We start from the raw sequence: 24445 nt of genomic DNA, 5'->3' as shown, positions 1-24445 counted from the left end.
ATTATCGAACGGGCCGAAAACGAACGGAGCCCCCGCCGGGGATTCCCGACGGGGGCGCGGTCCGGAGCCCGGGGCCTCAGGCGGCCTCGGTGACCTCGCGGGTCGACGGGACCGGCATCAGGCCCTGGCGCTGGCGCTTGCGGCCGAAGCGCGGCATGCCGAGGGTGATGAAGGCCTCCGCCTGCATCGCGGCGAAGCCGATCCGCGGCAGGTCCCGGGTGTTCGGGAAGACCAGGAAGCGCGGCTCCCACTCGGGCTGGAACTTGGCGTTGAACTTGTACAGCGACTCGATCTGGAACCAGCGCGACAGGAACACCAGCAGTCCGCGCCAGGCGCGCAGCACCGGGCCGGCGCCGATCCGCTCGCCGCGGGCCAGCGCCGAGCGGAACATCGCGAAGTTCAGCGACACCCGGCGGACGCCCATCGCGGGCACCGCCTGCAGGGCGGCGACGATCAGCAGCTCGTTCAGGCCGGGGTCGGCGGCGCGGTCGCGGCGCATCAGCTCCAGCGAGATGCCGTCCGGCCCCCAGGGCACGAAGTGCAGCACGGCCTTCAGGTCGTCGCCGCCCTCGCCCTCCTCCGGGTCCTTGTGGGCGGTGACCACCACGCAGTCGTCGTCCAGCGGGTCGCCGAAGCGGCCCAGCGCCATCGAGAAGCCGCGCTCGGTGTCGGTGCCGCGCCAGCGGGCGGCGGCGTCGGCGATCCGGTACTTCTCCTCCGCGGTGAGCTCGGAGACCCGGCGCACCTTGCAGGAGTAGCCGTTGCGCTCGATCCGCTTGACCATCTGGCGGACGTTGCGCATGGCCCGGCCGGCCAGCGAGAAGGCGGCGGTGTCGACGATCGCCTCGTCGCCCAGCTCCAGCGCGTCCAGGCCCGCCTCACGGGTCCAGACCTCGCCGCCGACCTCGCTGCAGCCCATCACGGCCGGCACCCAGGCGTGCTCGCGGGCCTCGGCCATGAACACCTTGATCGCGCCCGGCCAGGCCTCGACGTCGCCGACCGGGTCGCCGGAGGCCAGCATCACGCCGGAGACCACCCGGTAGGAGATCGCGGCCTTGCCGGTGGGCGAGAACAGCACGCTCTTGTCGCGGCGCAGCGCGAAGTAGCCCAGCGAGTCGCGCTCGCCGTGCCGCTTCAGCAGCTCGCGGACCTTCTCCTCGTCCTCCTCGGTGAGCTCGGGCTTCGGCTTGCCCGGGCGCAGCGCCAGGTAGGCGGTGGTGAAGGCGGTCAGCAGACCCAGCCCGCCGAGCAGGTAGGCGACCAGGTCGGACATCCGGATGTTGGTGTAGCGGATCGGGCCCTCGAAGCCGAGCAGCCCGTACCCGACGTGCTGCAGGCGCTCGGTCAGGCCCGGGTGGCCGATCTCGTACTTGGACCGGGTGCTCACGATCAGCAGGCCGAGCAGCACGCTGAGGACGCCCATGACGACCAGGTTGGCCACCGCCCGCCAGCGGGTGCGCGGGTCGGCCTTGGCGTAGAACTCGCGCCGGTGCACCAGCATCACGGCGAGGACCGCCAGCGAGACGACCGCCGGGCCGATCTGGTGCCACCGCACGAGGTGCAGCGCCGCGCTGACCGGCAGCAGCACGCAGACCACCCGCCAGGCCCGCCGCTTGCGCCGGCGCAGCGCGTGGGCGAGCGGCACCAGCAGGATGCCGACCATCAGGGTGCCGACCGCGGCCAGGCTGGTGGTGCCGCCGGGCAGCTGCCCGGCGACGGTGTGCATCTTGGTGTGCCGGAGCTTGGGGAACACCGCGCTGGCGATGTCCACCAGCCCGATCAGCAGACAGGCGTAGCCGACCGCGCCCGGGAGCCAGGCCCGCGGAACAGCGGCTGCCTGGGTGCGCAGCGTCTGCAGGCCGCGGCGACGGCGCGGCGGCTGCTCGGGGCTCGGCTCAACGGACACGGGAACGCTCATGGAAGCTCAGCGTAGAGGCTGCGGTGCGGTGTCCGGTCACTCCGGGGGAGGACGCGTGATGGACCTTCATGCCTATTCCTTCATCAGGCAATGCGCATACCAAGGAACCGGAAACGGTCGGTAAACCGGGGCCGTGGACACGCTGCGGGGTTGAGCCGGCGGCGGGAGCCTGAGGACTGCCGCCGCGTGGCGCGGCAGGACCCTCCGGGACCCGTTACGTACGGTGGACGCCGCATTCTAGGGCGCCGGTTGCCTGCGACTTCCCCCCGCCCTGCCGGTCCCGCCCGGGCGTCCGGACAGCCTAGCTGCGGTGGCCCCGCCTGACGGGCCGCCAGACGATGAAGCCTGCCCCGACAGTGTCCCACCGGAAGGCCGACCGCATGGAACTGACCAGCGACGCCTTGATGAACTCGCTGCTCGCACTCGGCGCCGCGGCCCTGGTCACCACCCTGTGGGTCTGGCCCCGGCTGGCGCGGCAGCGGCCGATGCCGGTGCTCGGCCGGATCGGCCTGCTGACGGTCGTTCAAGTCTCCATCGTGGCCGTGCTCGCGCTGTCGGTGAACAACTCGTTCGGGTTCTACACCTCCTGGGACGACCTGCTCGGCCACAGCGGCGCCAAGCTCGCCCTGACCAGCAACGAGAACCACAAGGGCGGCACCCCGGTCGCCGACGCGCTGATCCAGCCCACCACCGAGGGCGGCCTGGAGACCGTCACCAACCTGCCGAAGGGCACCCCGGAGGAGGTCGGCAAGGTCGAGTCGGTCCAGGTCAGCGGCAAGGAGACGGGCTTCTCCGACCAGATGTTCGTCTATCTGCCGCCCGAGTACTTCGACCCGAAGTTCGCCCTGGTCCGCTTCCCCGTCCTGCTGGCCATCGCCGGCTACCCGGGCACGGCGCTGAACCTGGTCAAGGACCTGTCCCTCCCGCAGACGGCGTACGAGCTGCAGCGCTCCGGCAAGATGCCGCCGACCGTCCTGGTGATGGTCCGCCCGGGGGTGGTGCCGTCCCGGGACACCGAGTGCGTGGACGTCCCCGGCGGGCCGCGCACCGAGGCCTGGTTCGCCAAGGACGTGCCCGAGGCCGTCCTCGGCACCTACCGGGTCGGCCGCACGGCCGGCTCCTGGGCCACCTTCGGCTACTCCACCGGGGGCAGCTGCGCGCTGCGCCTGGCGATGCGCTTCCCGAACGTCTTCGGCAGCGCGGCCAGCCTGCACGGCGACTTCACCGTACGCCAGGACGGCTACACCGGCGGCGACCTCTTCAACGGCGACAAGGCGCTGGCCCAGCAGCACGACCTCGGCTGGCGGCTGCAGAACCTGCCGGTGCCGACGCTCAACGTGCTGGTGGTCTCCACCCGCAAGGAGTCCGACTACCCGCAGACCGTCCAGTTCGTCGAGCAGGCCACCCAGGTCGCGGCGGCCAACCCGCAGTTCAAGGCCGACTCGCTCTACCTGGACGACGGCGGGCACAACATCGACAGCTGGACCAGGGAGCTGCCGGCCTCGCTCGAGTGGCTGGGCACCCACCTCGGCTAGCGCGTGTGAGTGACTACCCGCCGGTCGGACCGCCCGGCCGGCGGCTCGGGGGAACGTATCGCGGCCGTCCGCCCGCCGCTCCCGGCGGGCGCCGCCCCGGATCCGCGCAGGAGGCGCCGTGCTGAGCACCCGATCGCTCTTCACCGAGATCTACCGGAACGACCAGGCGTACCAGCTGTTCTGCAGCATCGCGGCGGGCGGCGAGGACCAGGGCGGCTGGGAGAACGAGCGGATCACCGCGCTCACCCGGGACCCGGTCCTGGCCCCGAAGATCGCACGGCACGGCGCCGACGAGCGCAAGCACGGCCGGATCTTCACCCAGCTGCTGAACAAGCGCGGCCTGCCCAAGGTGCCCGTCCCGGACGAGGCCGACTACTGCATGCTGCTGGAGCGCCAGGGCGTCGGCCTCTCCCACGAGCGGCTGAACAGCGAGGTCCCGCTGACCGAGCGCGAGATCATCACCTACCTCGCGCACAGCCGGGTCACCGAGCAGCGCGCCGCCGAACAGATGCGCCAGCTGGTCAAGGTGTACGCGGACAACCCCGAGCTCGACCGGGCGATGCGGATGATCTCCGCCGACGAGGACGACCACCTCGCGTACTGCCACGAGGAGCTGCTGCGGCTGCGGACCGAGGGCCACGGCCCGTACATCCGGCACACCCTGGAGACCAGCGCCCGCGGCGAGATCCGCACCCACCGGGACGTCGGCCTCGCGGTGGCCGCCCGGATGGCCCGGATCCTGCGCTGGCCGCGCTGGCAGCTGGCCCTGGTCACCCTCGGGGTGCACGCGCTCTACCTGTACGACCGCGTCTACGGCTGGCGCCGGATGGTCACCCTGCGGATGCCCGAGCGCCGCAACGCGCTGGGCACCCCGGCCCCGCCGCACGCGGAGCACGAGGTGCCCTGAGCCGTTCGCCCGTCGGCGCCGTCCGGCTACCGGCCGATGATCAGGCTCATCGCCTCGGCCCGGGTCGCCGGGTCGCGCAGCTGGCCGCGCACGCACGAGGTGATGGTCTTGGCGCCGGGCTTGCGGATGCCGCGCATCGACATGCACATGTGCTCGCACTCGACCACGACGATCGCCCCGCGCGGCTCCAGGATGCGCATCAGCGCGTCGGCCACCTGGCTGGTCAGCCGCTCCTGCACCTGCGGGCGGCGGGCGTAGACGTCGACCAGCCGGGCGAGCTTGGACAGCCCGGTGATCTTGCCGCTGGTGGACGGGATGTACCCGACGTGCGCCACCCCGCGGAACGGCACCAGGTGGTGCTCGCAGACCGAGGTCAGCTCGATGTCCTTGACCAGCACCATCTCGTCGTGGCCGAGGTCGAAGGTGGTCGTGAGGACGTCCTCGGGCTCCTGCCAGAGGCCCGCGAATATCTCCTTGTAGGCGCGCGCGACCCGGGCCGGGGTCTCCAGCAGGCCCTCGCGGTCCGGGTCCTCCCCGACGGCGAGCAGCAGCTCGCGGATGGCGTTCTCGGCCCGCTTCTGGTCGAAGGTCCCGACGGCGGGCGGACCGTCGAGCGTCACCGGGTCGATCATGCGGGCCTCGCTTACGTGTGGGAAGACTCTGGCTGAACAGCACGGATGCCGCGCCTCCAGGGTACAAACCCTGGTGACGCGGCATCCATTCCCTACGGGACCGGGATCAGCCCTCGACCGGCGGCTCGGCCGTCGGCAGCGGCGGGAGCTTCACGATGTCCACCGGAGCGGCCTCCCCGGCGGCGGCGCCGTTGGTGAGCGCCAGCTCCTTCGGGGACTGCACCGGCGGCCGGGTGGACGGCGTACGACGGGTGGAACCCGTCCAGGCCGGCCGCGCCGGGCGCTTGACGATCGGGGCGAAGACCTCGGCGATCTGCTCCTTGTTCAGGGTCTCCTTCTCCAGGAGCTCCAGCACCAGGTTGTCGAGCACGTCGCGGTTCTCGACCAGGATCTCCCAGGCCTCGTTGTGCGCGCTCTCGATGAGCTTCTTGACCTCTTCGTCGACCAGCGCGGCGACCTCTTCCGAGTAGTCGCGCTGGTGGCCCATCTCACGGCCCAGGAACGGCTCCGAGTTGTCGGACCCGAACTTGATCGCGCCCAGCCGCTCGGTCATGCCGTACTGGGTGACCATGGCCCGCGCCGTGGCGGTGGCCTTCTCGATGTCGTTCGAGGCACCGGTGGTCGGGTCGTGGAAGACCAGCTCCTCCGCCGCGCGCCCGCCCAGCATGTAGGCCAGCTGGTCGAGCATCTCGTTGCGGGTGGTGGAGTACTTGTCCTCGTCCGGCAGCACCATGGTGTAGCCGAGGGCCCGGCCGCGGGACAGGATGGTGATCTTGTGCACCGGGTCGCTGTACTGGCAGGCCGCCGCGACCAGGGCGTGACCGCCCTCGTGGTACGCGGTGATCTTCTTCTCCTTGTCGGACATGATCCGCGTGCGCTTCTGCGGACCCGCCACGACGCGGTCGATCGCCTCGTCCAGGATGCCGTTGTCGATCAGCTTCTTGTCCGAACGGGCGGTCAGCAGCGCCGCCTCGTTGAGGACGTTCGACAGATCGGCACCGGTGAAGCCGGGGGTGCGCTTGGCGACGGCCGACAGGTCGACGTCGGGCGCGATCGGCTTGCCCTTCTGGTGCACCTTGAGGATGTCCAGCCGGCCCTGGAGGTCGGGGCGCTCCACCGCGATCTGGCGGTCGAAGCGGCCCGGGCGCAGGAGCGCCGGGTCCAGGATGTCGGGGCGGTTGGTCGCCGCGATCAGGATCACGCCGCCCTTGACGTCGAAGCCGTCCATCTCGACCAGCAGCTGGTTGAGGGTCTGCTCGCGCTCGTCGTGACCGCCGCCGAGGCCCGCACCGCGGTGCCGGCCGACGGCGTCGATCTCGTCGACGAAGACGATCGCCGGGGCGTTCGCCTTGGCCTGCTCGAAGAGGTCGCGGACACGGCTGGCGCCGACACCGACGAACATCTCGACGAAGTCCGAGCCGGAGATCGAGTAGAACGGCACCCCGGCCTCGCCCGCGACGGCACGCGCCAGCAGGGTCTTGCCGGTCCCGGGCGGGCCGTAGAGCAGCACGCCCTTGGGGATCTTGGCGCCGACGGCCTGGAACTTGGCCGGCTCCTGCAGGAACTCCTTGATCTCGTGGAGCTCCTCGACCGCCTCGTCCGCGCCGGCGACGTCGGCGAAGGTGGTCTTCGGGGTGTCCTTGGTCAGCAGCTTGGCCTTGGACTTGCCGAACTGCATGACGCGGGAGCCGCCGCCCTGCATCTGGTTCATCAGGAACAGGAAGACCAGGACGATGATCACGATCGGCAGCATCGACAGCAGCAGGCTGACGAAGGTGCTCTGCTTCTCCGGGCTGACGGTGTAGCCCTCGGCGAGCGTGCTCGCGTCCTTGTCGTTGACCTGCGCCTGCAGCTTGTCGGCGATCGCGACACCCTGGTCGCCGATGTACGAGGCCTGGAACTTGCTGCCGGACGGGGTCTTGCCCGTACCGGCGGTGGACAGCGTTGCGCCGTCCTTCAGCTGGATCTTGATCGTGTTCGAGTCACCGGTGGTGATCTGCGCCGACTTGACATTGTGCGCGTCGATCGCTGCGACGACCTGACCGGTGTCCACCGTCTTGTAGCCGTTCGAGTCCGAAACGACCTGCATCAATACGATGACGGCGAGGACGGCCAGCACGATCCACATGATCGGCGCACGGAAGTATCGCTTGACGTCCATCCATGCGGGGCGTTGCCGCCCCGTCCCTCCTGCCACTCAACGGCGCCGGGTGGCTGGTGGGCCGCGGCGCATCCGAATCGGTGCTCATGTGAAGAGCGGTTTATTGGACCGTACCGCAGTCGGACCCACCGGTGGCGGGAGCGCGGCGACACGGTTTTGGTTCTTGGTCCCCCCGGTCCAACGGGCGGGAACAACCCACTGTTCCCGCCCATGACCCGAACGGACCCTCAGCCGCCGTAGACGTGCGGGGCGAGGGTGCCGATGAAGGGGAGGTTACGCAGCTTCTCCGCGTAGTCCAGGCCGTAGCCGACCACGAACTCGTTCGGAATGTCGAAACCGACGTACTTCACGTCGATCTCGACCTTGGCCGCGTCCGGCTTGCGCAGCAGGGTGCAGACCTCCAGCGAGGCCGGACCGCGCGAGCCCAGGTTGCCCAGCAGCCAGGACAGCGTCAGGCCGGAGTCGATGATGTCCTCGACGATCAGGACGTCGCGGCCGGCGATGTCGGTGTCCAGGTCCTTCAGGATCCGCACCACGCCGGATGACTTGGTGCCCATCCCGTACGAGGAGACGGCCATCCAGTCCATGGTGACCTGCGAGTGCAGGGCCCGGGCGAGGTCGGCCATGACCATCACGGCCCCCTTGAGGACGCCGACGATCAGCAGGTCCTTGCCTGCGTAGTCCCGGTCGATGCGCTCGGCCAGCTCCAGGAGCTTGGCGTCGATCTCGTCCTTGCTGATGAGCACCTTCGCGAGGTCAGCGCCCATGTCGTTCTGGTCCACCGGGGATACGTCCTCAAACGTTCGGGGTCTGTGTGGCCGGCGGTCGGCTCCCCCGGGGCATGCCTCGCCCGTCAGTCGCCCTGCCGCCGAAAGACCAGCGTGCCACACCTGCGGGTGGCCTCGACGCCCCCGGGTAGGTGCAGCGGTCCCTGGCCGCGCCATCCGGTGACCAGCAGGTCGATCGTCTCCAGGTGCCGGGCGAACAGGTCCCCGGCCGGACAGCCCGCCCTCAGCGCGGCCCGGCGCAGCACCCGGCGGCGGACGGCCGACGGCAGTTCGGCCAGTTTCACGGCGTCCAGGGCGCCTTCGCCCGTACGGAGGTCGCGTTCGGCCAACGAAGCCCACTGGTCGAGGGCGTCGGCGTCGTCGCGGAACAGCCGGGCGGTGCGGGCCAGCGCCTCGACCACGCCGCCGCCCAGGTGCTTCTCCAGCACCGGCAGCACCTCGTGGCGGACCCGGGAGCGGGTGTAGGCGGGATCACAGTTGTGCGGGTCGTCCCAGACCGGGATCGACTGCGCGGAGCAGGCCTGCCGGGTGGCGGCCCGGTCCAGCTCCAGCAGGGGGCGGCGGTAGCGGCCCTTCTGGGCCGGCATCCCCGCCAGCGAGCGGGCGCCCGAGCCGCGGGCCAGGCCCAGCAGCACCGTCTCGGCCTGGTCGTCCCGGGTGTGGCCGAGCAGCACCGCGATCGCGCCGTGGCGGTCGGCGGCCTGGTCCAGGGCCGCGTAGCGGGCGTCCCGGGCGGCGGCCTCCGGGCCGCCGGCCCGGCCGACCCGCACCGGGACCGCCTCGACCGGGTCGAGGCCGAGCGAGCGCAGCCGGTCGGCCACCTGGTCGGCGCGCTCGGCGGAGCCGGGCTGCAGACCGTGGTCGACGGTGACGGCGCCGACCCGCAGGCCGATCTTGGGGGCCTCGAAGGCGGTGGCGATGGCCAGCGCCATGGAGTCCGCGCCGCCGCTGACGGCGACCAGGACCAGCGGCGAGCCCGGCGCGGCCGGGGTACGGGGCAGCCCGGACGGGTGGCGCGCGGCGTTGCCGATCAGGGTGGTGCCGACGGCGGCACCCACCAGCGGCGCCACGGCCGGGCGCTCGCGGGGACCGCGCACGGGCGCGGTGAAGGTGGAACCGGCCTCGGCGGCGAGGTCGGTGAGCGTGCGGCGAACGGCCAGGCGTATCGCGGCGACGGCGGGGTGAGGGCCCACGGCGGACGACTCCTCGACGGAGGGGACAGGACTGCGGCGGGCGGCGGGGACCGCGCACTGCATGAGCGCCCTGTTACCGGGCGCTCACAGATGGTGGCAGAAAGTGGCGACCCGCTACGCCACCCGCGCCACCGGTACGACCACCGTCCCACGTTCGGGTGAATGAAGAAACGCTTCTTCACTCGCCATCTGCCCGATTGGACCACTCGTACGAGCGGGTTTGACCGCCGCGCGCCGCTTGCCGCCCGGCACACGGCGCGGCGCCGGCGCCGCGGCGCGTGCGCTCAGCGGGCCACCCGGGCCACCCAGGCGGCCGGGTCGTGGATCTCCTCCTTGGTCGGCAGGGTGTTCGGGGAGGTCCACACCCGGTTGAACCCCTCCATGCCGACCCGCTCCACCACCCCGCGCACGAACACCGCGCCGTCCTGGTACTGGCGCAGCTTGGCGTCCATGCCCAGCAGCCGGCGCAGCAGCAGGTCGAGCCGGTTCGCACCGCGGTCCCGGCGCTGCTGGAACTTCTCCCGGATCTCCGCGACCGTCGGCACCACCGCCGGGCCGACGCCGTCCATCACCACGTCCGCGTGGCCCTCCAGCAGCGACATCACGGCCGTCAGCCGGCCGAGGATCTCGCGCTGCGCGGGCGACTGGACGATCTCCAGCAGGTTCGACGAGGAGGCGCCCTCCCGGCCGCCGACCCCCGGCAGCCCGCCGAACGAACCCGCCGCGTCCCGCAGACGCTCCAGCAGCGCGCCCGGGTCGACGTCCGTCTCGGCGAGGAAGGCCTGCACCTCCGACTGGATGTGGTCGCGCAGCCACGGCACCGCGGTGAACTGCGTCCGGTGCGTCTCCTCGTGCAGGCAGACCCAGAGCCGGAAGTCGGACGGGTCGACGTCCAGCTCCCGCTCGACGTGCACGATGTTCGGCGCCACCAGCAGCAGCCGGCCCGGCCCGGGGCCCTCCGGCCCCAGCCGCGGCTTGTCGAACAGCGCCGCCGGGCTGTCCGGCGCCTCCAGCGAGGGCTCGGCCGGGGCGAAGGTCTCGTACTGGCCCAGCACCTTGGTCGCCAGGAACGCCAGCAGCGCCCCCACCTCGATGCCGGTCGCCTTCTCCCCCACCGCGCCGAACACCCCGGCGGTCGTGCTGTTCGCCCGGCGGGCCTGCAGCTTCTCCACCAGCGGCTGGACGACCGTACGGAAGCCCGCCACGTTGGCCCGCACCCACCCGGGGCGGTCCACCACCAGCACCGGCGTCGCCGTGGCCCGGGCCAGGCTCGACGACCGCATGCCGGTGAACCCCCGGACGTGCTCCTCGGCCTCCAGCGCGTGCCGGCGCAGCTCGGCGACCACCGCCGCCGCCTCGGCCCGGCTCACCTCCGGCCCCGGCCGGACCAGCCTGGTCGCCGTTGCGACCGCGAGGTTCCAGTCGACCATGTCAGCACCGCCACTCGCGCTCGTCATGCCCTCACCGTACGTGCTCCCCACCACCTACGGCAGCCACCCGTCCGGAACACCTCTTGCCCGGCACCCCACGACACCGCCTCCGCGCACCGGGCCGGACCCGGCCGGCCCGCCGCCCCCGGGGCGGCCGTTGCCCGGTGGCGCCCGTCGGCGGACCGGGCGGTGGGGCGGTGCGGGGCACCGGAGCCGCACACGGGAGGGGCGGGCGCGGATCAGTGGCAGCCGCAACCGGCAAGGCGGGCGGCGATCCGGTCCATGGCCGCGCGGGCGGTGTCGACAGGGGCGGGGGTGCGAGTCATGACGGCGAAGGCGAGCAGGCGCCCGTCGGCGTCGACGACGGTCCCGGCGAGGGTGTTGACGCCCCTGAGGGTGCCGGTCTTGGCGCGGATCAGGCCGGCCGCGTCGGCGGCGCCGGAGCCGCTGCCGTAGCGCTTGCCGAGGGTGCCGGTGAAGCCGGCGACCGGGAGACCGGTGAGCACCGGCCGCAGGGCGGGGTGCTGCTCGGAGGCGGCCAGGGCGAGGAGGCGGACCAGGACGGCGGGCGGGATCGCGTTGTCCGGGTGCAGGCCGCTGCCGTCGGCGAGCACCACGCCGGCCATCGGCACGCCGAGCCGGGTGAGCTCCTGGCAGACGGCGGCCGCCGCCCCCTCGAAGCTCGCCGGCTGGTGCGCGGCGAGCGCGACCTGATGGGCGATCGCCTCGGCGAGCTGGTTGTCGGAGGTGGTCAGCAGGCGCTCGACCAGCCGGGCGATCGTGGGCGAGTCGACCCGGCCGAGGACGGGAGCGTCGGCGGCGGCCGGGGCGGCGGCGGGGCCGGCCTCGCCCACCACCGTGATGCCCCGGGCCCTGAGCAGGGCGGCGAAGGCCCCGGCGGCCGCGCCGGCCGGATCGGCGACCCGGTCGGGCGCCTCCTCGCGGCTCCTCGGGTCCGCCTTGGCCTCGTCCACCATCAGCGGGACGACCAGGGCGATGTTCTGCGCGTCGTGGTTCCGGTGCCGCGGGTTGCCGGTGTACCTCGACACGTCGTAGTCCAGCGTGACCGTGGTGGTGCCGGCGGCGGCGAGGGCGGCGGCGGTCTGCCGGGCGAGATCGTCCAGCGAGGCGGGGGCGGTGTCGGCGTCGACGGGCTGTCCGCCGATCCGCACCTGGTCGGCGGGCAGGGCGGTGAGCGTCGGATCGCCACCGCCGACCAGGGTGATCCTGCCGGGGTTCGCGCCGCGGACCACCGTGGTGCTCAGCCGGGCGTCGCCGGGGATCAGGGACAGCGCCGCGACCGAGGTGGCCAGTTTGGTGGTGGAGGCGGGGGTGGCCGGGGTGTTCTCCCCGGAGCCGTGGAGGAGCCGGCCGTCGGTGGCGTCCGCGACGGCGAAGGCGACCTCGCCGAGGTCCCGGTCGGCGAGGGCTGCGGAGAGCGCCTGCCGGAGGCCCTGCGCGGTGGGGACGGCGGCCGCCGGGCCGGCCTCGGCGGCGGCCAGGACGGCGCCCGGCAGGGCGGCCGGGCCGGCGGCGGGCGCGTCGCTGCCGACGGTGGTGGGCGCGGAGGCGGCGGGCGGCACGGACCGGCGGGTGGGCGTGGCGCTCAGGCGGTCCACCGGCCCGGGCTCGGTGTCGCCCCGCCCGTGATCGCCCCTCCTGCCGTCGCGGCCGTCGCGGCCGCCGTCGTGCCCGCCGTCCGCGCCGGGCCCGGCACTGTGCCCGCCCGGGACCGGGGAGGGCTGCGCCTGCGCACCGGCCGAGGTCAGGACCGTCCCGGCGACCAGGACCGCCGCTCCGAACAGACCCGCGGCCGTCCCCCGCCGACGGCGAGCCGCCCCTGCCCCCGTGCCCACCGACCGGCCCCTTTCCCGAGCACTCACTCCCGTAGGAGACACTTGGATTCTGTCAGTCCCTACCTTGGAGGAACCGTTGGAGTTCGACGTCCTTATCGAAATCCCGAAGGGCTCTCGTAACAAGTACGAGGTCGACCACGAGACCGGCCGTCTGCGGCTCGACCGGATGCTCTTCACCTCGACCCGCTACCCGGCCGACTACGGCTACGTCGAGGGCACGCTCGGCGAGGACGGCGACCCGCTGGACGCCCTGGTCATCCTGGACGAGCCGACCTTCCCGGGCTGCCTGATCAAGTGCCGCGCCATCGGCATGTTCCACATGACCGACGAGGCCGGCGGCGACGACAAGCTGCTGTGCGTCCCGGCGACCGACCCGCGCTGGGAGCACCTGCGCGACATCCACCACGTGTCGGAGTTCGACCGCCTGGAGATCCAGCACTTCTTCGAGGTCTACAAGGACCTGGAGCCCGGCAAGTCCGTCGAGGGCGCCAACTGGGTCGGCCGCGCCGAGGCCGAGGCCGAGGTCACCGCTTCGATCAAGCGTCTGGCGGACCAGGGCGGTCACTGAGCCGTCGTTCCGATCTCGTTCGATCAGGGCAGTTCGAGGTAGGTCGGGACAGCCCGGGGCCGGGGTCCGCGGATTCGTCCGCGGGTCCCGGCCTCCGTCGTACCCGGCCGCTGTCGTGCCCGGCGCCTGTCGTGCCCGGCGCCTGTCGTGCCCGGCCGTCCGCGCCCCGCGCCGCCGCCGGGGAGGAGCCGGGCCGGGCCGCGCCGGGTCAGTCCTCCAGCCGGAAACCGACCTTCATGCAGACCTGGAAGTGCTTGATCCGGCCGTCCTCCAGATGGCCCCGGACCTGCGACACCTCGAACCAGTCGAGGTTGCGTAGCGTCTGGGCGGCCCGCTCCACCCCGTTGCGGATCGCGGCGTCGATGCTCTCGGACGACGACCCGACGATCTCGGTCACCCGGTACACGTGGTCGGTCATGGCGGACTCCCTCAGCTGTGCGACGGCCCCCGGTCCACCGTGCACCGACCCCGCGCCGCCCGCACCCCGACGGGGGGCCGACGACCCCCGACCGGGGAGTCCGGAGCGGCGCGGGAGGCTAGAAGGCCGCCCGCACCCGCCCGACCGGGGCACCGCCGCCGAGCAGCGGGGCCGCGCCGATCCGCTCGACGGTCTCCTCCGCCCCGGTCACCCCGAGCCGGCGCAGCGCGGCCGCCAGGACCGGGCCGCGGGCGCGCTCGCCACCGTCGTCGATCTTGAAGGCCAGCGCCCGGCCGTCCGCCAGCGCCACCACCTGGACGGCCTCGGCGCCCATCTTGGACAGCGCGCCCGGGACCGCCCGCATCAGCCAGGTGTCGGCCCGGCGGGTGCCGGCCACGTACTCGGGGTGGGTGCGCATCGCGTCGGCCACCCGGCGCGGCGCGGAGCCCTCGGCGGCCAACACCAGGCCGCGGTAGCCGCGGGCCAGCCCGGTCAGGGTGACGGCCAGCAGCGGGGCGCCGCAGCCGTCCACACCGGCGTGCCCGGGGGTCTCGCCGATGCCCTCCGCCAGGGCCTCGTGGGCCAGCCGCTGGATCGGGTGGGCCGGGTCGAGGTAGCTCGCGGTGTCCCAGCCGTTGGCCACGCAGGCGGCCAGCCAGCCGGCGTGCTTGCCGGAGCAGTCCATCAGGATCGGGGCGCGGCGGCCGCCGGCGCCGAGCAGCGTCTCCGCCTCGGTCTCGTCCAGCGGCAGGTCGGCCGGGGTGCGCAGGGCCGACTCGTCGAGCCCGGCGGAGGTGAGGATGGCTCGCACACCGTCCAGGTGAAACGATTCTGCAGAGTGGCTGGAGGCCGCCAGCGCCAGCAGCTCGCCCTCGATCGCCAGCCCGGCCCGCAGCGTGGCCACCGCCTGGAACGGCTTGGCCGTCGACCGCGGGAAGACCGGCGCGTCCGGGTCGCCCAGCGCGAACTCGACCGAGCCGTCGGCGGCGAGCAGCACCAGGGAGCCGTGGTGGCGGCCCTCGACGAAGCCGGATCGGATGACCTCGGCGAGGACGGGCGCGGTGGCGAGCTGCGGCATGGGGGTTGAGCCTTCCGGGGCGAGGGTGAGCCGGGGAGCGAGCCGGGCCCCACCCGCCCGCAGCGACTCACCCGGTCAGAGCGGCCCCCCTGCGAGCAGGTCGTCGACCCGTGCTTCCCCATCACGGTACCTGCGGGTGATCTCGGCATTGCAACCGTCGGCCGTGCGCAGCAGCCGCTGACGCCGTCCGGACACCTCCCGCTCGTGCGCCCGCAGCCGTTCCAGGGCGGCCAGCAGCTCCTCGGCCGGGTGCGCCGCCAGGTCGGCGAGCTGGACGTCCCCCATCAGCGCGTCCGCCTCCAGCCCGGACTCCCGGGTGCGCGGCGGGCCGAGGGTGACGTGCCGGGCCGAGCGCCGCACGGTGGAGGGCGCGTCGGTCAGGATGGCCGGCAGCCGGTCCAGCAGGTCGCCGGGGACCAGGTCCGGGCCGGACCCGCCGGCCGCCCGGACCGGGCCCGCGTCGGGGCGCCGGTCGAGCTCCGCGCGCAGGATGTCCATCCGCCCGTGCAGCAGCCGCCGCAGGTAGGAGAGGTCGGCCTCCTGCTCCATGGTCTCCCGGCGCAGCACCCGCAGCTGGTCCAGGCCCAGCCGCTCCAGATCGGGCTCGTCGTCCGCGCCCGCCGCCGGGCCGCTCGGCCCCCCGGGGGCCCGCGCCACCTGCCCGGACCGGTCCCGCGCCGCGCTGCTCGCGTCCATCACCCAACCCACCTGCCGTCGTCCGATCCCGCCCGCTCGCGGCACCCCGTCCCTGCCGCCGGTCCGGCCCGTCCCCCGCCGGGCTCGGCGCTCCGTCCGTCGGCACGCCCGGGAGGCCCCGGAGGTTCCGCGCCCCGGCCGCGACCACCCGTCGGGGCGACACCGCCGGAACACCTGACCCACCGACTCGACCACCCGGTCGAACCCGGGGCCCGACGCGGCGGACCTGATGGCGCCCCGGACCCTTCGTACGGTCCACCAGCGTGCCACCCCACCCGGCGCGCGCGCACCGCCCGTGCACCCGAACGGCCCCCTGGCGAACGGGGGTGGCTGATATGACCGGCCCTTTCCGCAGGAAGAGCGGCGCCCGACCCGGCGCAGGCGCCCATCTCACGGCGCGCACCACCCTCGTACACGCCCCTGAGGTGCGCCCTGGGGGACCTCTGTGACGCACGTGGGGGACGCGGTGCGACGGGCGGAGGGCGCACGGCGACGCGGCGCGGCAGCGGGGCCGGGCGGGTGACCGGGAGCCGGGCGGGACGGCCAGGGTGGCGCGTGTGGGGGCGTGCGGCAGCGAGCGGAGCGCGGAACGGGGACCGGGAGCCCCACGGCCCCTCCCGCCCGGGCCGCACGGCCCCTCCCGCCCGAGTCCGGCGGCCGTCAGCGAACGCCCGCGTGCTCCCGGACTGCCGAGCGCTCCCGGACCGCCGCCGGGGGCCCTCCGGGAGCCGTCCGGCCCTCCGGCACAATGACGGCATGCGAGCAGTGGTGCAGCGAGTGAGCGAGGCCCGGGTGACCGTGGCCGGGGAGACCGTCGGCGCGATCGAGGGGCCGGGGCTCTGCGTCCTGGTCGGCGTCACCCACGACGACACCCCCGACAAGGCGGCCCAACTGGCCCGCAAGCTCTGGACGCTGCGGCTGCTGCCGGCGAACGAGGAAGGCGTCGAGCAGAGTTGCTCGGACCTCGGCGCCCCGCTCCTGGTGATCAGCCAGTTCACCCTCTACGGGGACGCCCGCAAGGGCCGCCGCCCCACCTGGAACGCCGCCGCCCCCGGCCCGGTCGCCGAGCCGCTGGTGGACGAGGTGGTCGCCCGGCTGCGCGCGCTGGGCGCCAAGGTGGAGACGGGCCGGTTCGGCGCCGACATGCAGGTGGCGCTGGTGAACGACGGCCCGTTCACCGTCCTGGTCGAGGTCTGAGCAGCCCCGGGCCTGCCGGGCCCGGGCACCGAACCGGCCCGGGCACCGAACCGGCCAGGACCGGCCCGGCCTACTGCGGGACGATCACGTCCTGGGTCCCCGGCACCGTCCCGGCCAGCAGCACCGCGTCCACCGGGACGTTCCGCTTGACGATCGCCAGCGCGATCGGCCCCAGCTCGTGGTGCCGGGCCGAGGAGGTCACGAAGCCGAGCGCCCGGCCGTCCGGGTCGGTGGCCAGTCGCACCTCGGTGCCGTGCGGGGGCAGCGACTCCTCGGTGCCGTCCAGGTGCAGGAAGACCAGCCGGCGCGGCGGGCGGCCCAGGTTGTGCACCCGCGCGACGGTCTCCTGGCCGCGATAGCAGCCCTTCTGCAGGTGGACGGCGGTGCGCAGCCAGTCCACCTCGTGCGGGATGGTCCGGTGGTCGGTCTCGAAGCCGAGCCGGGGCCGGTGGCCCTCGATCCGCAGCGCCTCGTAGGCCCAGATCCCGGCCGCCGGGCCGTACCCGGCGGTGAGCTTCTCCAGGTCGGCGCGCGGGACGAACAGGTCGCGCCCGTACGGGAGTTCGCGGACGGCCGCGGCGCCCTCGACCGAGGCGGTGGAGCCGGCCGGCAGGTGGACCACGGCATACTCGGCGGTCGCGTCGGCGACCTCCACCCGGTAGAAGAACTTCATGCTCTCCAGGTAGGCGACCAGCGCGCCCTGGGTGCCCGGCTCGACGTGCGCCCAGGTGGTGGTGCCGTCGTCCACCAGGTAGAGGGCGTGCTCGACGTGCCCGTTCGGGGAGAGCACCAGCGCCTCGACGGCCTGCTGCGGCGCCAGTTCGCTGACGTGCTGGGTGAGCAGCAGGTGCAGCCAGGTCAGGCGGTCCGCGCCGGTGACGGTGACGACCCCGCGGTGCGAGAGGTCGACGAAGCCGGTGCCCTGCGCGAGGGCGCGTTGCTCGCGGAAGATGTCGCCGTAGTGGGCGGCGACGCCTTCGTCGGCCCCCTCGGCGGGGACGGCTCCGGGCAGGGCAAGCAGCGGGCTCTTCACACCGGTCATACCGGCCAGCTTACGGCCGGTCCCCGGCGAGCTTGGCGGTGCAGTCGGCGCAGCGGCCGAAGATGGCGAAGTGCTTGAGGTCGGTGTCGAAACCGTGCTGCGCGCGCAGGCTGTCGATCAGCGGCTGGGCGATCTCGGTGCCGGTCTCGGTGACCTTCTCGCAGTCCCGGCAGACCAGGTGCAGGTGGTGGTGGCGGCCGGCCAGGTGGTAGGTCGGGGCGCCGTGGCCGAGGTGGGCGTGCGAGACCAGCCCCAGCTCCTCCAGCAGCTCCAGGGTCCGGTAGACGGTGGAGATGTTGATGCCGCTGGCGGTCTGCCGAACGTGGCAGAGGATGTCATCGGGGGTGGCGTGGTCGAGGGCGTCGACGGCCTCCAGCACGAGCTGCCGCTGCGGGGTGAGGCGGTAGCCGCGCTCGCGCAGGTCAGTCTTCCAGTCGCCGGAGAGCTGGAGGTCGGTGGTGCCGGTGTCCGCCACGGTGCTGTCCCTGCCAGAGTCGGGGGTCCTGATGCAAGTGTAGGGACCGGCCGCGGGCCGGTCCCTACCTCGTGCACGGACTGTGCTGTTGCCTGATCCGTGCCCACTCGCCTACTTGAAGAAGGCGATGCCGTCGTCCGGCAGGTCGTTGATGTCCTTGATCAGCTGGGCCGGGCTGAGCACCTTCTTCAGCTGCGCGGACATGTACGGCCGCAGCGGCACGTTCGGGGCGGCCTTCTCGCCGACCCAGAGCAGTTCGCCGTTGACGAAGCCGTACAGCCGCTTGCCGCCCGAGTACTCCGGCGAGCCCTCGATCCGGGCCACCGCGTCGGTGGAGACGTCGACCTGGGGCTTGCCGTCGGCCAGCTCGCCGTACCAGATCTCGACCGTGCCGTCGTCGCGGACCGAGGAGATCTCGATGCCCCGGGCGCCACTGGTGCCACCGTGGTTGCTCGTGATGCGCCAGAACGCGTGCTCGTTCTCCAGCGGGCGGAGCTTCTCTCCCGCGCTGTCCAGCACCCAGGTGCGGGAGCGGAACTCCAGGAAGGCGCGGCCGTCGTGCCGGATCACGATCTCCTGGCCGAAGTTGCACTTCGCCGTGTCGGGGCCCCCCTCACCCGGCAGGGGCTCGTAGACGCCCGCGCCCTCCCAGGTACCGAGGAGGAAGGCAAGCGGGACGACGTCCTTGTGGAGGTCGGAAGGGATCTCGATCATGTTCCTGGTCGCTGTCGTCGTCGGTGTGGGGCTGCCTCAACCGTACGGCAGGCTCAGCGCTGGCCCTGGTACAGCTTCATCACCGAGAAGATGGCGAACCAGGTGATCAGCACGGCCATGAGGGCCAGCAGACCGTCGAAGAAGATTTCCAGACCGGACACGGGGGGCTCCCAGGCGGCGACAGTGTGGTGGATTTTGCTCCGCTCACTCTATCCGCCGGGCTACGGCCGGTCGCGGTGAGCCCCACCACGTCGCGGTTCCGCGCCGGTGTCGCCGGTGTTACCACGCCGCCCAAGCTTTGCCCAAGGGTTCCGGGGATGACGGACGGCGGGGGTGGCGGGAGCTCTATGGTGTCGCCATGTCGAAGAAACTGGTCATCAAGGTCACCGCAGGGGCGGACGCGCCGGAGCGGTGCTCGCAGGCGTTCACGGTGGCGGCGGTGGCCGTCGCCAGTGGAATCGAGGTGTCGCTCTGGCTGACCGGGGAGTCCTCCTGGTTCGCGCTGCCGGGCCGGGCGGCGGAGTTCGAACTGCCGCACACGGCGCCGCTGCCGGACCTGCTGGAGTCGATCCTGGCGTCCGGATCGGTGACGCTCTGCACCCAGTGCGCGGCCCGGCGCGGGATCGAGCAGAAGGACACCGTCGAGGGCGTCCGGATCGCGGGCGCGCAGGTCTTCGTCAGCGAGATCATGGCGGACGGCGTCCAGGCGCTCGTGTACTGATCTCCCCAGACGTCCGCAGGCATCCGCCCACGTCCGCCGACATTCGTCGACATTCGTCGACATTCGCTCGCGGCTACGGACGCTGCTCGTGGTCGGGGCGGTCCCGGTCGTGGCCGGGCTCGTCCCACTTCGGGTCCTCCCAGCGCGGGTCGTTCCACCAGTCGTCGTCCGGGTCACGCTTGTTGGCGAACACCGCGGCGGCCGGCGGGATCACCATCGCGACCACGCACATGCCGATCGCCGCGCCGACCGAGAAGAACCGCACCACGCCCCAGGCCAGCACGAACAGACCCAGGCACACACCCATCATGGCGAAGTAGTAGCGACGCCGCCGTCTTGCCTGCACCCCTCCACGGTACGGCCGAGGGCCCCTGCACGGCAGGGGCCCTCGGGGTGTCGTCCGTACTCCGGCCGACGTGTCCGCTCCGCCCGGGGCGTGGTCGGACGCGGCCGGAACCCGACCTGGACGGGGTCAGACCGCGATCGCGACCTCGACGGCGGTGCCCTGGGAGGCCACCACCTGACGGTCCACGGTCTGGCCCGGCACCAGCGCCCGCAGGGTCCACTTGCCCGGGCGGGCGAAGAACCGGAACTGGCCGGTCGCCGAGGTGGGCACCTCGGCCGTGAACTCGCCGCCCTCGTCCAGCAGCCGGACGTAGCCGTTGACCGGCTCACCGTCGCGGGTCACCGAACCCTGGATGATCGTCTCGTTCGCCACGTCAACTCCTGCCAGGTCCGGGCCGCCGGCCTTCGCACCGCACATGTCTGTTTTCCCTTCTGACTTACGGGTCGAGCCGGAGGCTCAGTTGCTGCCGAGCTCGATCGGCACGCCGACCAGGCTGCCGTACTCGGTCCACGAACCGTCGTAGTTCTTGACGTTCGCCTGGCCGAGCAGCTCGTGCAGCACGAACCAGGTGAGCGCGGAGCGCTCGCCGATGCGGCAGTAGGCGATGGTGTCCGTCGCCAGGTCGACGCCCTCGGCCTCGTACAGCGCCTTGAGCTCGTCGTCGCTCTTGAAGGTGCCGTCGTCGTTGGCGTTCTTCGCCCACGGGATGTTGCGGGCGCTCGGCACGTGGCCGGGGCGCTGCGACTGCTCCTGCGGGAGGTGGGCCGGGGCGAGCAGCTTGCCGGAGAACTCGTCGGGCGAGCGGACGTCGACCAGGTTCAGGGTGCCGATGGCGGCGATCACGTCGTCGCGGAAGGCGCGGATCGACGAGTCGACGGGCTGCGCCGCGTACTCGGTGGCCGGGCGGGCCGGGACCTCGGAGACCAGGTCGCGGGAGTCCAGCTCCCACTTCTTGCGGCCGCCGTCCAGCAGGCGGACGTCGCCGTGGCCGTACAGCTTGAAGTACCAGTAGGCGTACGAGGCGAACCAGTTGTTGTTGCCGCCGTACAGGACGACGGTGTCGTCGTTGGCGATGCCCTTGGCGCTGAGCAGCGCCTCGAAGCCGGCCTGGTCGATGAAGTCGCGGCGGACCGGGTCCTGGAGGTCCGTCTTCCAGTCGATCCGGACGGCGTTGCGGATGTGGTTCTTGTCGTAGGCGGAGGTGTCCTCGTCGACCTCGACGATGACGACCTTCGGGTCGTCCAGGTGGGCCTGGACCCAGTCGGCGTCGACCAGGACGTCGCTGCGGCTCATGGTGGTGTTCTCCATCCGAGGGCGGTTTGCGGAAGGTGCTGCTCAGGAGGTGCTGCAGGGGTGCCCGACGGGTCCGGTCCGAATCGCTGTCCGAATACTGGGACAGGGTGGGTGGACCGGTGCGACCGGGCAGGGGACTGCGGAGTACATCGGCGCCGGCCCGCTGGTACGGCCGGGAACGGTCACCGGGGAGATCGGCGGCGGGCATCAACTGCCCTGCCGGGACGCCGAGTCAGCGCATTCGACACAGACAGGCGGCCACGCGGCACAGGTCTACCGCCCGCCGCTTCGTGAGGTCCGTCTGTCGCTTCATGCCGACGATGCTAGGGACACCGGCGGCCCGCTGTCATCAGCGTGTCGGATATTGAGATGAAAACGACCACATCACGAGATTTGGTCTCGATCCGACCCTCCGGGCCCGGCCGGACCGCCCCTCGGCGGCACGCAGCGGGCGGAAACACCACCGCTCCGCGGTCCGCGCTGGACAGCGCGTCTCGCGGAGCGGAACGTTTCGGCGGCATGACGACCGAGGACCGGCGTGGACCGTGGGGGGTGAGAGCGCTGGGCGCGGGCTCACCCCAGGAGCTTGACGCCCTTGCCGTCGAAGGTCAGCTGGAGCCCCTCCGGCAGCGGCGCCACACCGTCCTTGTCGCCGTCCTTGGCGGCCAGCTTCAGCCCGGCCGGCAGCGTGTCCAGGGTGAAGCTCATCGGCTCGATCTGCTGGTTGGTGATCCCGGCGACCATCCCCACCAGGGAGCTCAGCCGGAAGCCGTCCACCGTGACGGTGTTCCCGTCGTTGTGCACGCTCCCCTCGCCGATCTCGACCGGCCCCAGCGAGGCCTTGACCTTGCCCGGGCCGCCGTACGACAGGCTCAGCCGGGCGTTGCCACCCACCGGCAGCTTGGCGCCGTGCAGCAGCTGGGAGGCCGGCGGCAGCAGCTGCGCGAGGTCCGGGTAGGAGATCACCCCGCTGCCGGTGCCACTGTCCACCGTGGCGCTGTTCATGCTGTCGCTCACCGTGACGCCGGAGAGCTTCGCCTTGAACGAGTGCAGCGCCACCTGGTGGCTGCCGTCGCCGACGGTCAGGCCGTCGGCGGATATCCGGACGTCGTCCAGCTTCATCGACAGCACCTGGGTGAGGAACGGGAAGCCCTCGATCGAGACGTCCGGGCGCTGGCTCATCCGGCCGCTGTTCACGATCCGGTCGGCGGCCTCGTCCTCGGCCACGCCGACCGCGATCCGGTCGGCGCCCACCAGGAGGCCGGAGAGCACCACCAGGCCGATCGTGGCCTTCAGCCATCCGCGCATCGTGTCCCCCGTCGTCGCCGGTCGCCGCCGTCGTTCGCTGTGGTCGTTCGCCGCTGTTGTTCGGTTCGTTGCCGTCGGTCGTTGCTCGTTGCTCGTTCGCCGCTGCCGTGCGCCGTCCGGTGGCGGCCGCCGGACGCGGCCGCTCCGCACGACCGTACGACGTCCCGCCCCGGAGCATGGTTCCGGGGCGGGACGTCGGTGGGGCGCCGGTTCCCGGCGCGGGGAGGATCAGGCCAACAGGTCGGTGGCGATCCAGATCAGCGGCGCGGACACCGCCAGCGGCAGCGCCACGCCCGCCGTCATGTGCACGAAACGGGACGGGAAGTCGTACGCCGCGACCCGGCGGCCGACCAGCGCCCCCAGTCCCGCGAGCGCACCGAGCGCCACCGGCGCACCCGCCAGCAGACCCAGCGCCACCGCCGCGACCAGGCCCAGGACCGGGCCCAGCTGCTTCGGGCCGGGCAGCGGCGCCGCGGCCAGCAGGGTGGCCAGCGCGACCGCGCCCACCCCGACCGGCACCCAGCCGGCCAGCAGCAGCGAGGTGCACAGCGCCGTCACCACGGTGGCCGAACCCAGCACGGTCAGCGCGTAGAACCGCTCCTTCGGGTCCGACGGACGGAACGTCTGCAGCACCAGGACCAGCAGGAAGAACCCGCCCAGGGTGCCCAGCACGGCCGCCACGCCGGCGTCGGAGTCCGCCAGCAGCACCGCCACGTCCGCGGTGAGCCCGGCCAGCGCGGCGAGCAGGATGCCCTGGCGGGCCGGCCACATGCCGTTCAGCCGGAACCAGCCGGCCGCCGTCAGCACCTGCAGCAGCGCGACCACCAGGGCCAGCGCCACCTGTCCGAGCGCCGCGCCGCCGGCCAGCAGCGCGGCCGCACCGGCCGTGATCAGGGCCGGCTGCAGGCCCGGGTCGATGATCGGCGAACCGGTCCGACCGCGCGGGCCGGCGGCCGGTGCGGGCTGCACCGGGACGGCCGCGAACGGCGGCGCGGCCGGCACGGCCGGTGCGCCCATCGGGCCCATCGGGCCTGCCGGACCGCCCGGGCCGGCCTGGCCGGGGGCGGCCGGGCGCGTGAGCATCATGGTCGGCGGGTCGAAGGCCTCCGCCGTCTGCTGCGCGGCGAATTGCTGCGGCGCCGGGGCCGGGGCCGGTGCCGGTGCAGGTGCAGGTGCCGCGTGCCGGGCCCGAGCCCGGGACGGCGCCTGCGGGTGCTGCGGGTACTGCGCCTGCGGGTGCTGCGCCTGCTGCGGGTGCTGCGGCTGCCAGGGCTGGGCCGGGGGCTGCTGCGGCTGCTGTTGGTGCTGCTGCCGGTACTGGGCCGGAGCCTGCCCCGGGTGCTGCGGCGGCGCGGGGGGCATCGCGCCGGAGACCACCGGCGGCAGCAGCGTGGTGGCCGCGGCGTCGTCCACCGGCGGCACCGGCGGCAGCAGCGTGGTCGCCGACGCGTCGTCGAAGGCCGGGACCGGCGGCAGCACCGCGGTCGCCTCCGCGTCCGCCGGGTAGCCGTACGGCGGCTGCTGCGGCGGGTACTGCGCCTGCTGCGGGTAGTGCGGGTGCTGCGGGTGCCCCTGCGGAGCCTGCGGCTGCGGCTGTCGGGGCTGGGGCTGCTGCGGCCGGTCCTGCCTGGGCCACTCGCCGTAGCCGCCGCGGTTCGGGTCGTTCATGTCCGTCACGCCGCTCAGCCTCCCGCGAACGGCGGGAGGACCTCGACCGTCCCGCCCTCGGTCAGGGCGACGGTCGTGTGCTCCCGGCCGCCCACCTGGGCGCCGTCGACCAGGTACGAGCTGTGCCCGAGCAGCCGGACGAGCTTCGGCCGGTCGGCGTGCCGCTCCTTGGCCCCCGCCAGCGCCTCCGCCAGGGTCGCCGCCTCGTACGGCTCCTCGGCCAGCCCGGCCTCGGACTTCGCCGCCGCCCAGTAGCGGATCGTGCCGCGCACCCGGGCGCCGCTCGCGGGCTCGGTGGTCGCGCCCATCGGGCCACCCCTTCTCGTCGTCCTCGCCCGGCCCCGGTACCCCGGTCCGGCTCGCCACCGGAGCGGCCGCCCGACCACCCGAACGATGGACCCGCACGGCGCCGCCGATGTGCGTCCCATGATGGCGGGTCCGCCGCCACGACCGGCAATCGCCCTGGCCCCGCGACTGCGGAGCGGCGCTCGAAGCTGTGTC

Annotated in this window: 25 protein-coding genes; 5 read left to right on the top strand and 20 right to left on the bottom strand. The window is 73.2% G+C overall.

Annotated elements, in window-relative coordinates:
* Window positions 1-76: 76 nt before the first annotated feature.
* On the bottom strand, window positions 77-1918 hold the full coding sequence (locus AB0Q99_RS27170) for a phosphatidylglycerol lysyltransferase domain-containing protein (RefSeq protein ID WP_363576051.1): 1842 nt from the start codon (window positions 1916-1918) through the stop codon (window positions 77-79).
* 380 nt (window positions 1919-2298) lie between these two features.
* On the opposite strand from AB0Q99_RS27170, the gene AB0Q99_RS27165 reads away from it, so the two are divergent.
* Window positions 2299-3453, top strand: coding sequence for an alpha/beta hydrolase-fold protein (locus AB0Q99_RS27165; protein WP_363576049.1), 1155 nt, complete (start codon window positions 2299-2301; stop codon window positions 3451-3453).
* 118 nt (window positions 3454-3571) lie between these two features.
* On the top strand, window positions 3572-4360 hold the full coding sequence (locus tag AB0Q99_RS27160) for a ferritin-like domain-containing protein (protein WP_363576047.1): 789 nt from the start codon (window positions 3572-3574) through the stop codon (window positions 4358-4360).
* Between the two features lie 26 nt (window positions 4361-4386).
* Here the strand turns inward: AB0Q99_RS27160 and folE are convergent, their stop codons facing one another.
* The 6 genes from folE to dacB all read right to left on the bottom strand — a co-directional run bounded on the left by folE (window position 4387) and on the right by dacB (window position 12420).
* Window positions 4387-4992, bottom strand: a complete 606-nt coding sequence (gene folE / locus AB0Q99_RS27155) for a GTP cyclohydrolase I FolE (protein ID WP_030309924.1) — start codon at window positions 4990-4992, stop codon at window positions 4387-4389.
* A gap of 106 nt (window positions 4993-5098) precedes the next feature.
* Entirely contained in the window at window positions 5099-7153 is a 2055-nt protein-coding gene (gene ftsH / locus AB0Q99_RS27150; RefSeq protein ID WP_363576045.1) for an ATP-dependent zinc metalloprotease FtsH, read from the bottom strand.
* Window positions 7154-7380: 227 nt separating this feature from the next.
* Entirely contained in the window at window positions 7381-7935 is a 555-nt protein-coding gene (gene hpt, locus AB0Q99_RS27145; protein ID WP_030059589.1) for a hypoxanthine phosphoribosyltransferase, read from the bottom strand.
* 71 nt (window positions 7936-8006) lie between these two features.
* Window positions 8007-9134 carry a tRNA lysidine(34) synthetase TilS gene (tilS, locus tag AB0Q99_RS27140; RefSeq protein ID WP_363576043.1) on the bottom strand — a complete coding sequence of 376 codons (1128 nt, stop codon included), beginning with the start codon at window positions 9132-9134 and terminating at the stop codon, window positions 8007-8009.
* Window positions 9135-9418: 284 nt separating this feature from the next.
* The gene (locus tag AB0Q99_RS27135; protein WP_363576041.1) at window positions 9419-10591 is read right to left on the bottom strand and encodes a zinc-dependent metalloprotease; all 1173 of its coding nucleotides are present in this window, start codon (window positions 10589-10591) and stop codon (window positions 9419-9421) included.
* Window positions 10592-10803: 212 nt separating this feature from the next.
* The gene (gene dacB / locus AB0Q99_RS27130; protein ID WP_363576039.1) at window positions 10804-12420 is read right to left on the bottom strand and encodes a D-alanyl-D-alanine carboxypeptidase/D-alanyl-D-alanine-endopeptidase; all 1617 of its coding nucleotides are present in this window, start codon (window positions 12418-12420) and stop codon (window positions 10804-10806) included.
* A gap of 76 nt (window positions 12421-12496) precedes the next feature.
* Between dacB and AB0Q99_RS27125 the strand changes: the two genes are divergently transcribed.
* Window positions 12497-12988: an inorganic diphosphatase gene (locus AB0Q99_RS27125; protein ID WP_363576123.1), complete on the top strand. Its 492-nt coding sequence runs from the start codon at window positions 12497-12499 to the stop codon at window positions 12986-12988.
* 208 nt (window positions 12989-13196) lie between these two features.
* Here the strand turns inward: AB0Q99_RS27125 and AB0Q99_RS27120 are convergent, their stop codons facing one another.
* The 3 genes from AB0Q99_RS27120 to AB0Q99_RS27110 all read right to left on the bottom strand — a co-directional run bounded on the left by AB0Q99_RS27120 (window position 13197) and on the right by AB0Q99_RS27110 (window position 15180).
* Window positions 13197-13406, bottom strand: a complete 210-nt coding sequence (locus AB0Q99_RS27120) for a dodecin (RefSeq protein ID WP_363576037.1) — start codon at window positions 13404-13406, stop codon at window positions 13197-13199.
* A 118-nt stretch (window positions 13407-13524) separates the two neighbouring features.
* Complete coding sequence (locus AB0Q99_RS27115) at window positions 13525-14484, bottom strand: asparaginase (protein WP_363576035.1); 960 nt, start codon at window positions 14482-14484, stop codon at window positions 13525-13527.
* 75 nt (window positions 14485-14559) lie between these two features.
* Entirely contained in the window at window positions 14560-15180 is a 621-nt protein-coding gene (locus AB0Q99_RS27110) for an ABC transporter substrate-binding protein (RefSeq protein WP_363576033.1), read from the bottom strand.
* Window positions 15181-15936: 756 nt separating this feature from the next.
* Between AB0Q99_RS27110 and dtd the strand changes: the two genes are divergently transcribed.
* The gene (gene dtd, locus AB0Q99_RS27105; protein WP_360264052.1) at window positions 15937-16377 is read left to right on the top strand and encodes a D-aminoacyl-tRNA deacylase; all 441 of its coding nucleotides are present in this window, start codon (window positions 15937-15939) and stop codon (window positions 16375-16377) included.
* A 70-nt stretch (window positions 16378-16447) separates the two neighbouring features.
* Here dtd and AB0Q99_RS27100 read toward each other — a convergent pair whose 3' ends face one another.
* The 3 genes from AB0Q99_RS27100 to AB0Q99_RS27090 form a co-directional block, all read right to left on the bottom strand.
* Window positions 16448-17410: a folate-binding protein gene (locus tag AB0Q99_RS27100; RefSeq protein ID WP_363576121.1), complete on the bottom strand. Its 963-nt coding sequence runs from the start codon at window positions 17408-17410 to the stop codon at window positions 16448-16450.
* Window positions 17411-17429: 19 nt separating this feature from the next.
* The gene (locus AB0Q99_RS27095) at window positions 17430-17894 is read right to left on the bottom strand and encodes a Fur family transcriptional regulator (protein ID WP_363576032.1); all 465 of its coding nucleotides are present in this window, start codon (window positions 17892-17894) and stop codon (window positions 17430-17432) included.
* A gap of 111 nt (window positions 17895-18005) precedes the next feature.
* Entirely contained in the window at window positions 18006-18608 is a 603-nt protein-coding gene (locus AB0Q99_RS27090) for an FABP family protein (RefSeq protein ID WP_363576030.1), read from the bottom strand.
* A 358-nt stretch (window positions 18609-18966) separates the two neighbouring features.
* Here AB0Q99_RS27090 and AB0Q99_RS27085 point away from each other — a divergent pair, with 358 nt between their 5' ends.
* A complete protein-coding gene (locus tag AB0Q99_RS27085) occupies window positions 18967-19329 on the top strand; it encodes a DsrE family protein (RefSeq protein WP_363576028.1) in 363 nt (120 codons plus the stop codon).
* A gap of 73 nt (window positions 19330-19402) precedes the next feature.
* Here the strand turns inward: AB0Q99_RS27085 and AB0Q99_RS27080 are convergent, their stop codons facing one another.
* The 7 genes from AB0Q99_RS27080 to AB0Q99_RS27050 all read right to left on the bottom strand — a co-directional run bounded on the left by AB0Q99_RS27080 (window position 19403) and on the right by AB0Q99_RS27050 (window position 24252).
* Window positions 19403-19675: a DUF3099 domain-containing protein gene (locus AB0Q99_RS27080; protein ID WP_363576026.1), complete on the bottom strand. Its 273-nt coding sequence runs from the start codon at window positions 19673-19675 to the stop codon at window positions 19403-19405.
* Window positions 19676-19801: 126 nt separating this feature from the next.
* Entirely contained in the window at window positions 19802-20092 is a 291-nt protein-coding gene (locus AB0Q99_RS27075; protein ID WP_030059605.1) for a DUF1416 domain-containing protein, read from the bottom strand.
* Window positions 20093-20131: 39 nt separating this feature from the next.
* Window positions 20132-20968, bottom strand: a complete 837-nt coding sequence (locus AB0Q99_RS27070) for a sulfurtransferase (RefSeq protein ID WP_363576024.1) — start codon at window positions 20966-20968, stop codon at window positions 20132-20134.
* A gap of 232 nt (window positions 20969-21200) precedes the next feature.
* The gene (locus tag AB0Q99_RS27065; RefSeq protein WP_350517234.1) at window positions 21201-21281 is read right to left on the bottom strand and encodes an Ms5788A family Cys-rich leader peptide; all 81 of its coding nucleotides are present in this window, start codon (window positions 21279-21281) and stop codon (window positions 21201-21203) included.
* A gap of 260 nt (window positions 21282-21541) precedes the next feature.
* Window positions 21542-22276 carry a DUF2993 domain-containing protein gene (locus AB0Q99_RS27060; protein WP_363576022.1) on the bottom strand — a complete coding sequence of 245 codons (735 nt, stop codon included), beginning with the start codon at window positions 22274-22276 and terminating at the stop codon, window positions 21542-21544.
* A gap of 228 nt (window positions 22277-22504) precedes the next feature.
* Window positions 22505-23953 carry a hypothetical protein gene (locus AB0Q99_RS27055; RefSeq protein WP_363576020.1) on the bottom strand — a complete coding sequence of 483 codons (1449 nt, stop codon included), beginning with the start codon at window positions 23951-23953 and terminating at the stop codon, window positions 22505-22507.
* Window positions 23954-23958: 5 nt separating this feature from the next.
* Window positions 23959-24252 (bottom strand): MoaD/ThiS family protein, encoded by a 294-nt coding sequence (locus AB0Q99_RS27050; protein ID WP_363576018.1) that lies wholly within the window; start codon window positions 24250-24252, stop codon window positions 23959-23961.
* Window positions 24253-24445 lie beyond the last annotated feature (193 nt).

This window comes from Kitasatospora sp. NPDC086791 (genome assembly GCF_040685975.1).
Classification (GTDB): Bacteria; Actinomycetota; Actinomycetes; order Streptomycetales; family Streptomycetaceae; genus Kitasatospora.
This window is presented reverse-complemented; position numbering and strand designations above follow the sequence as displayed.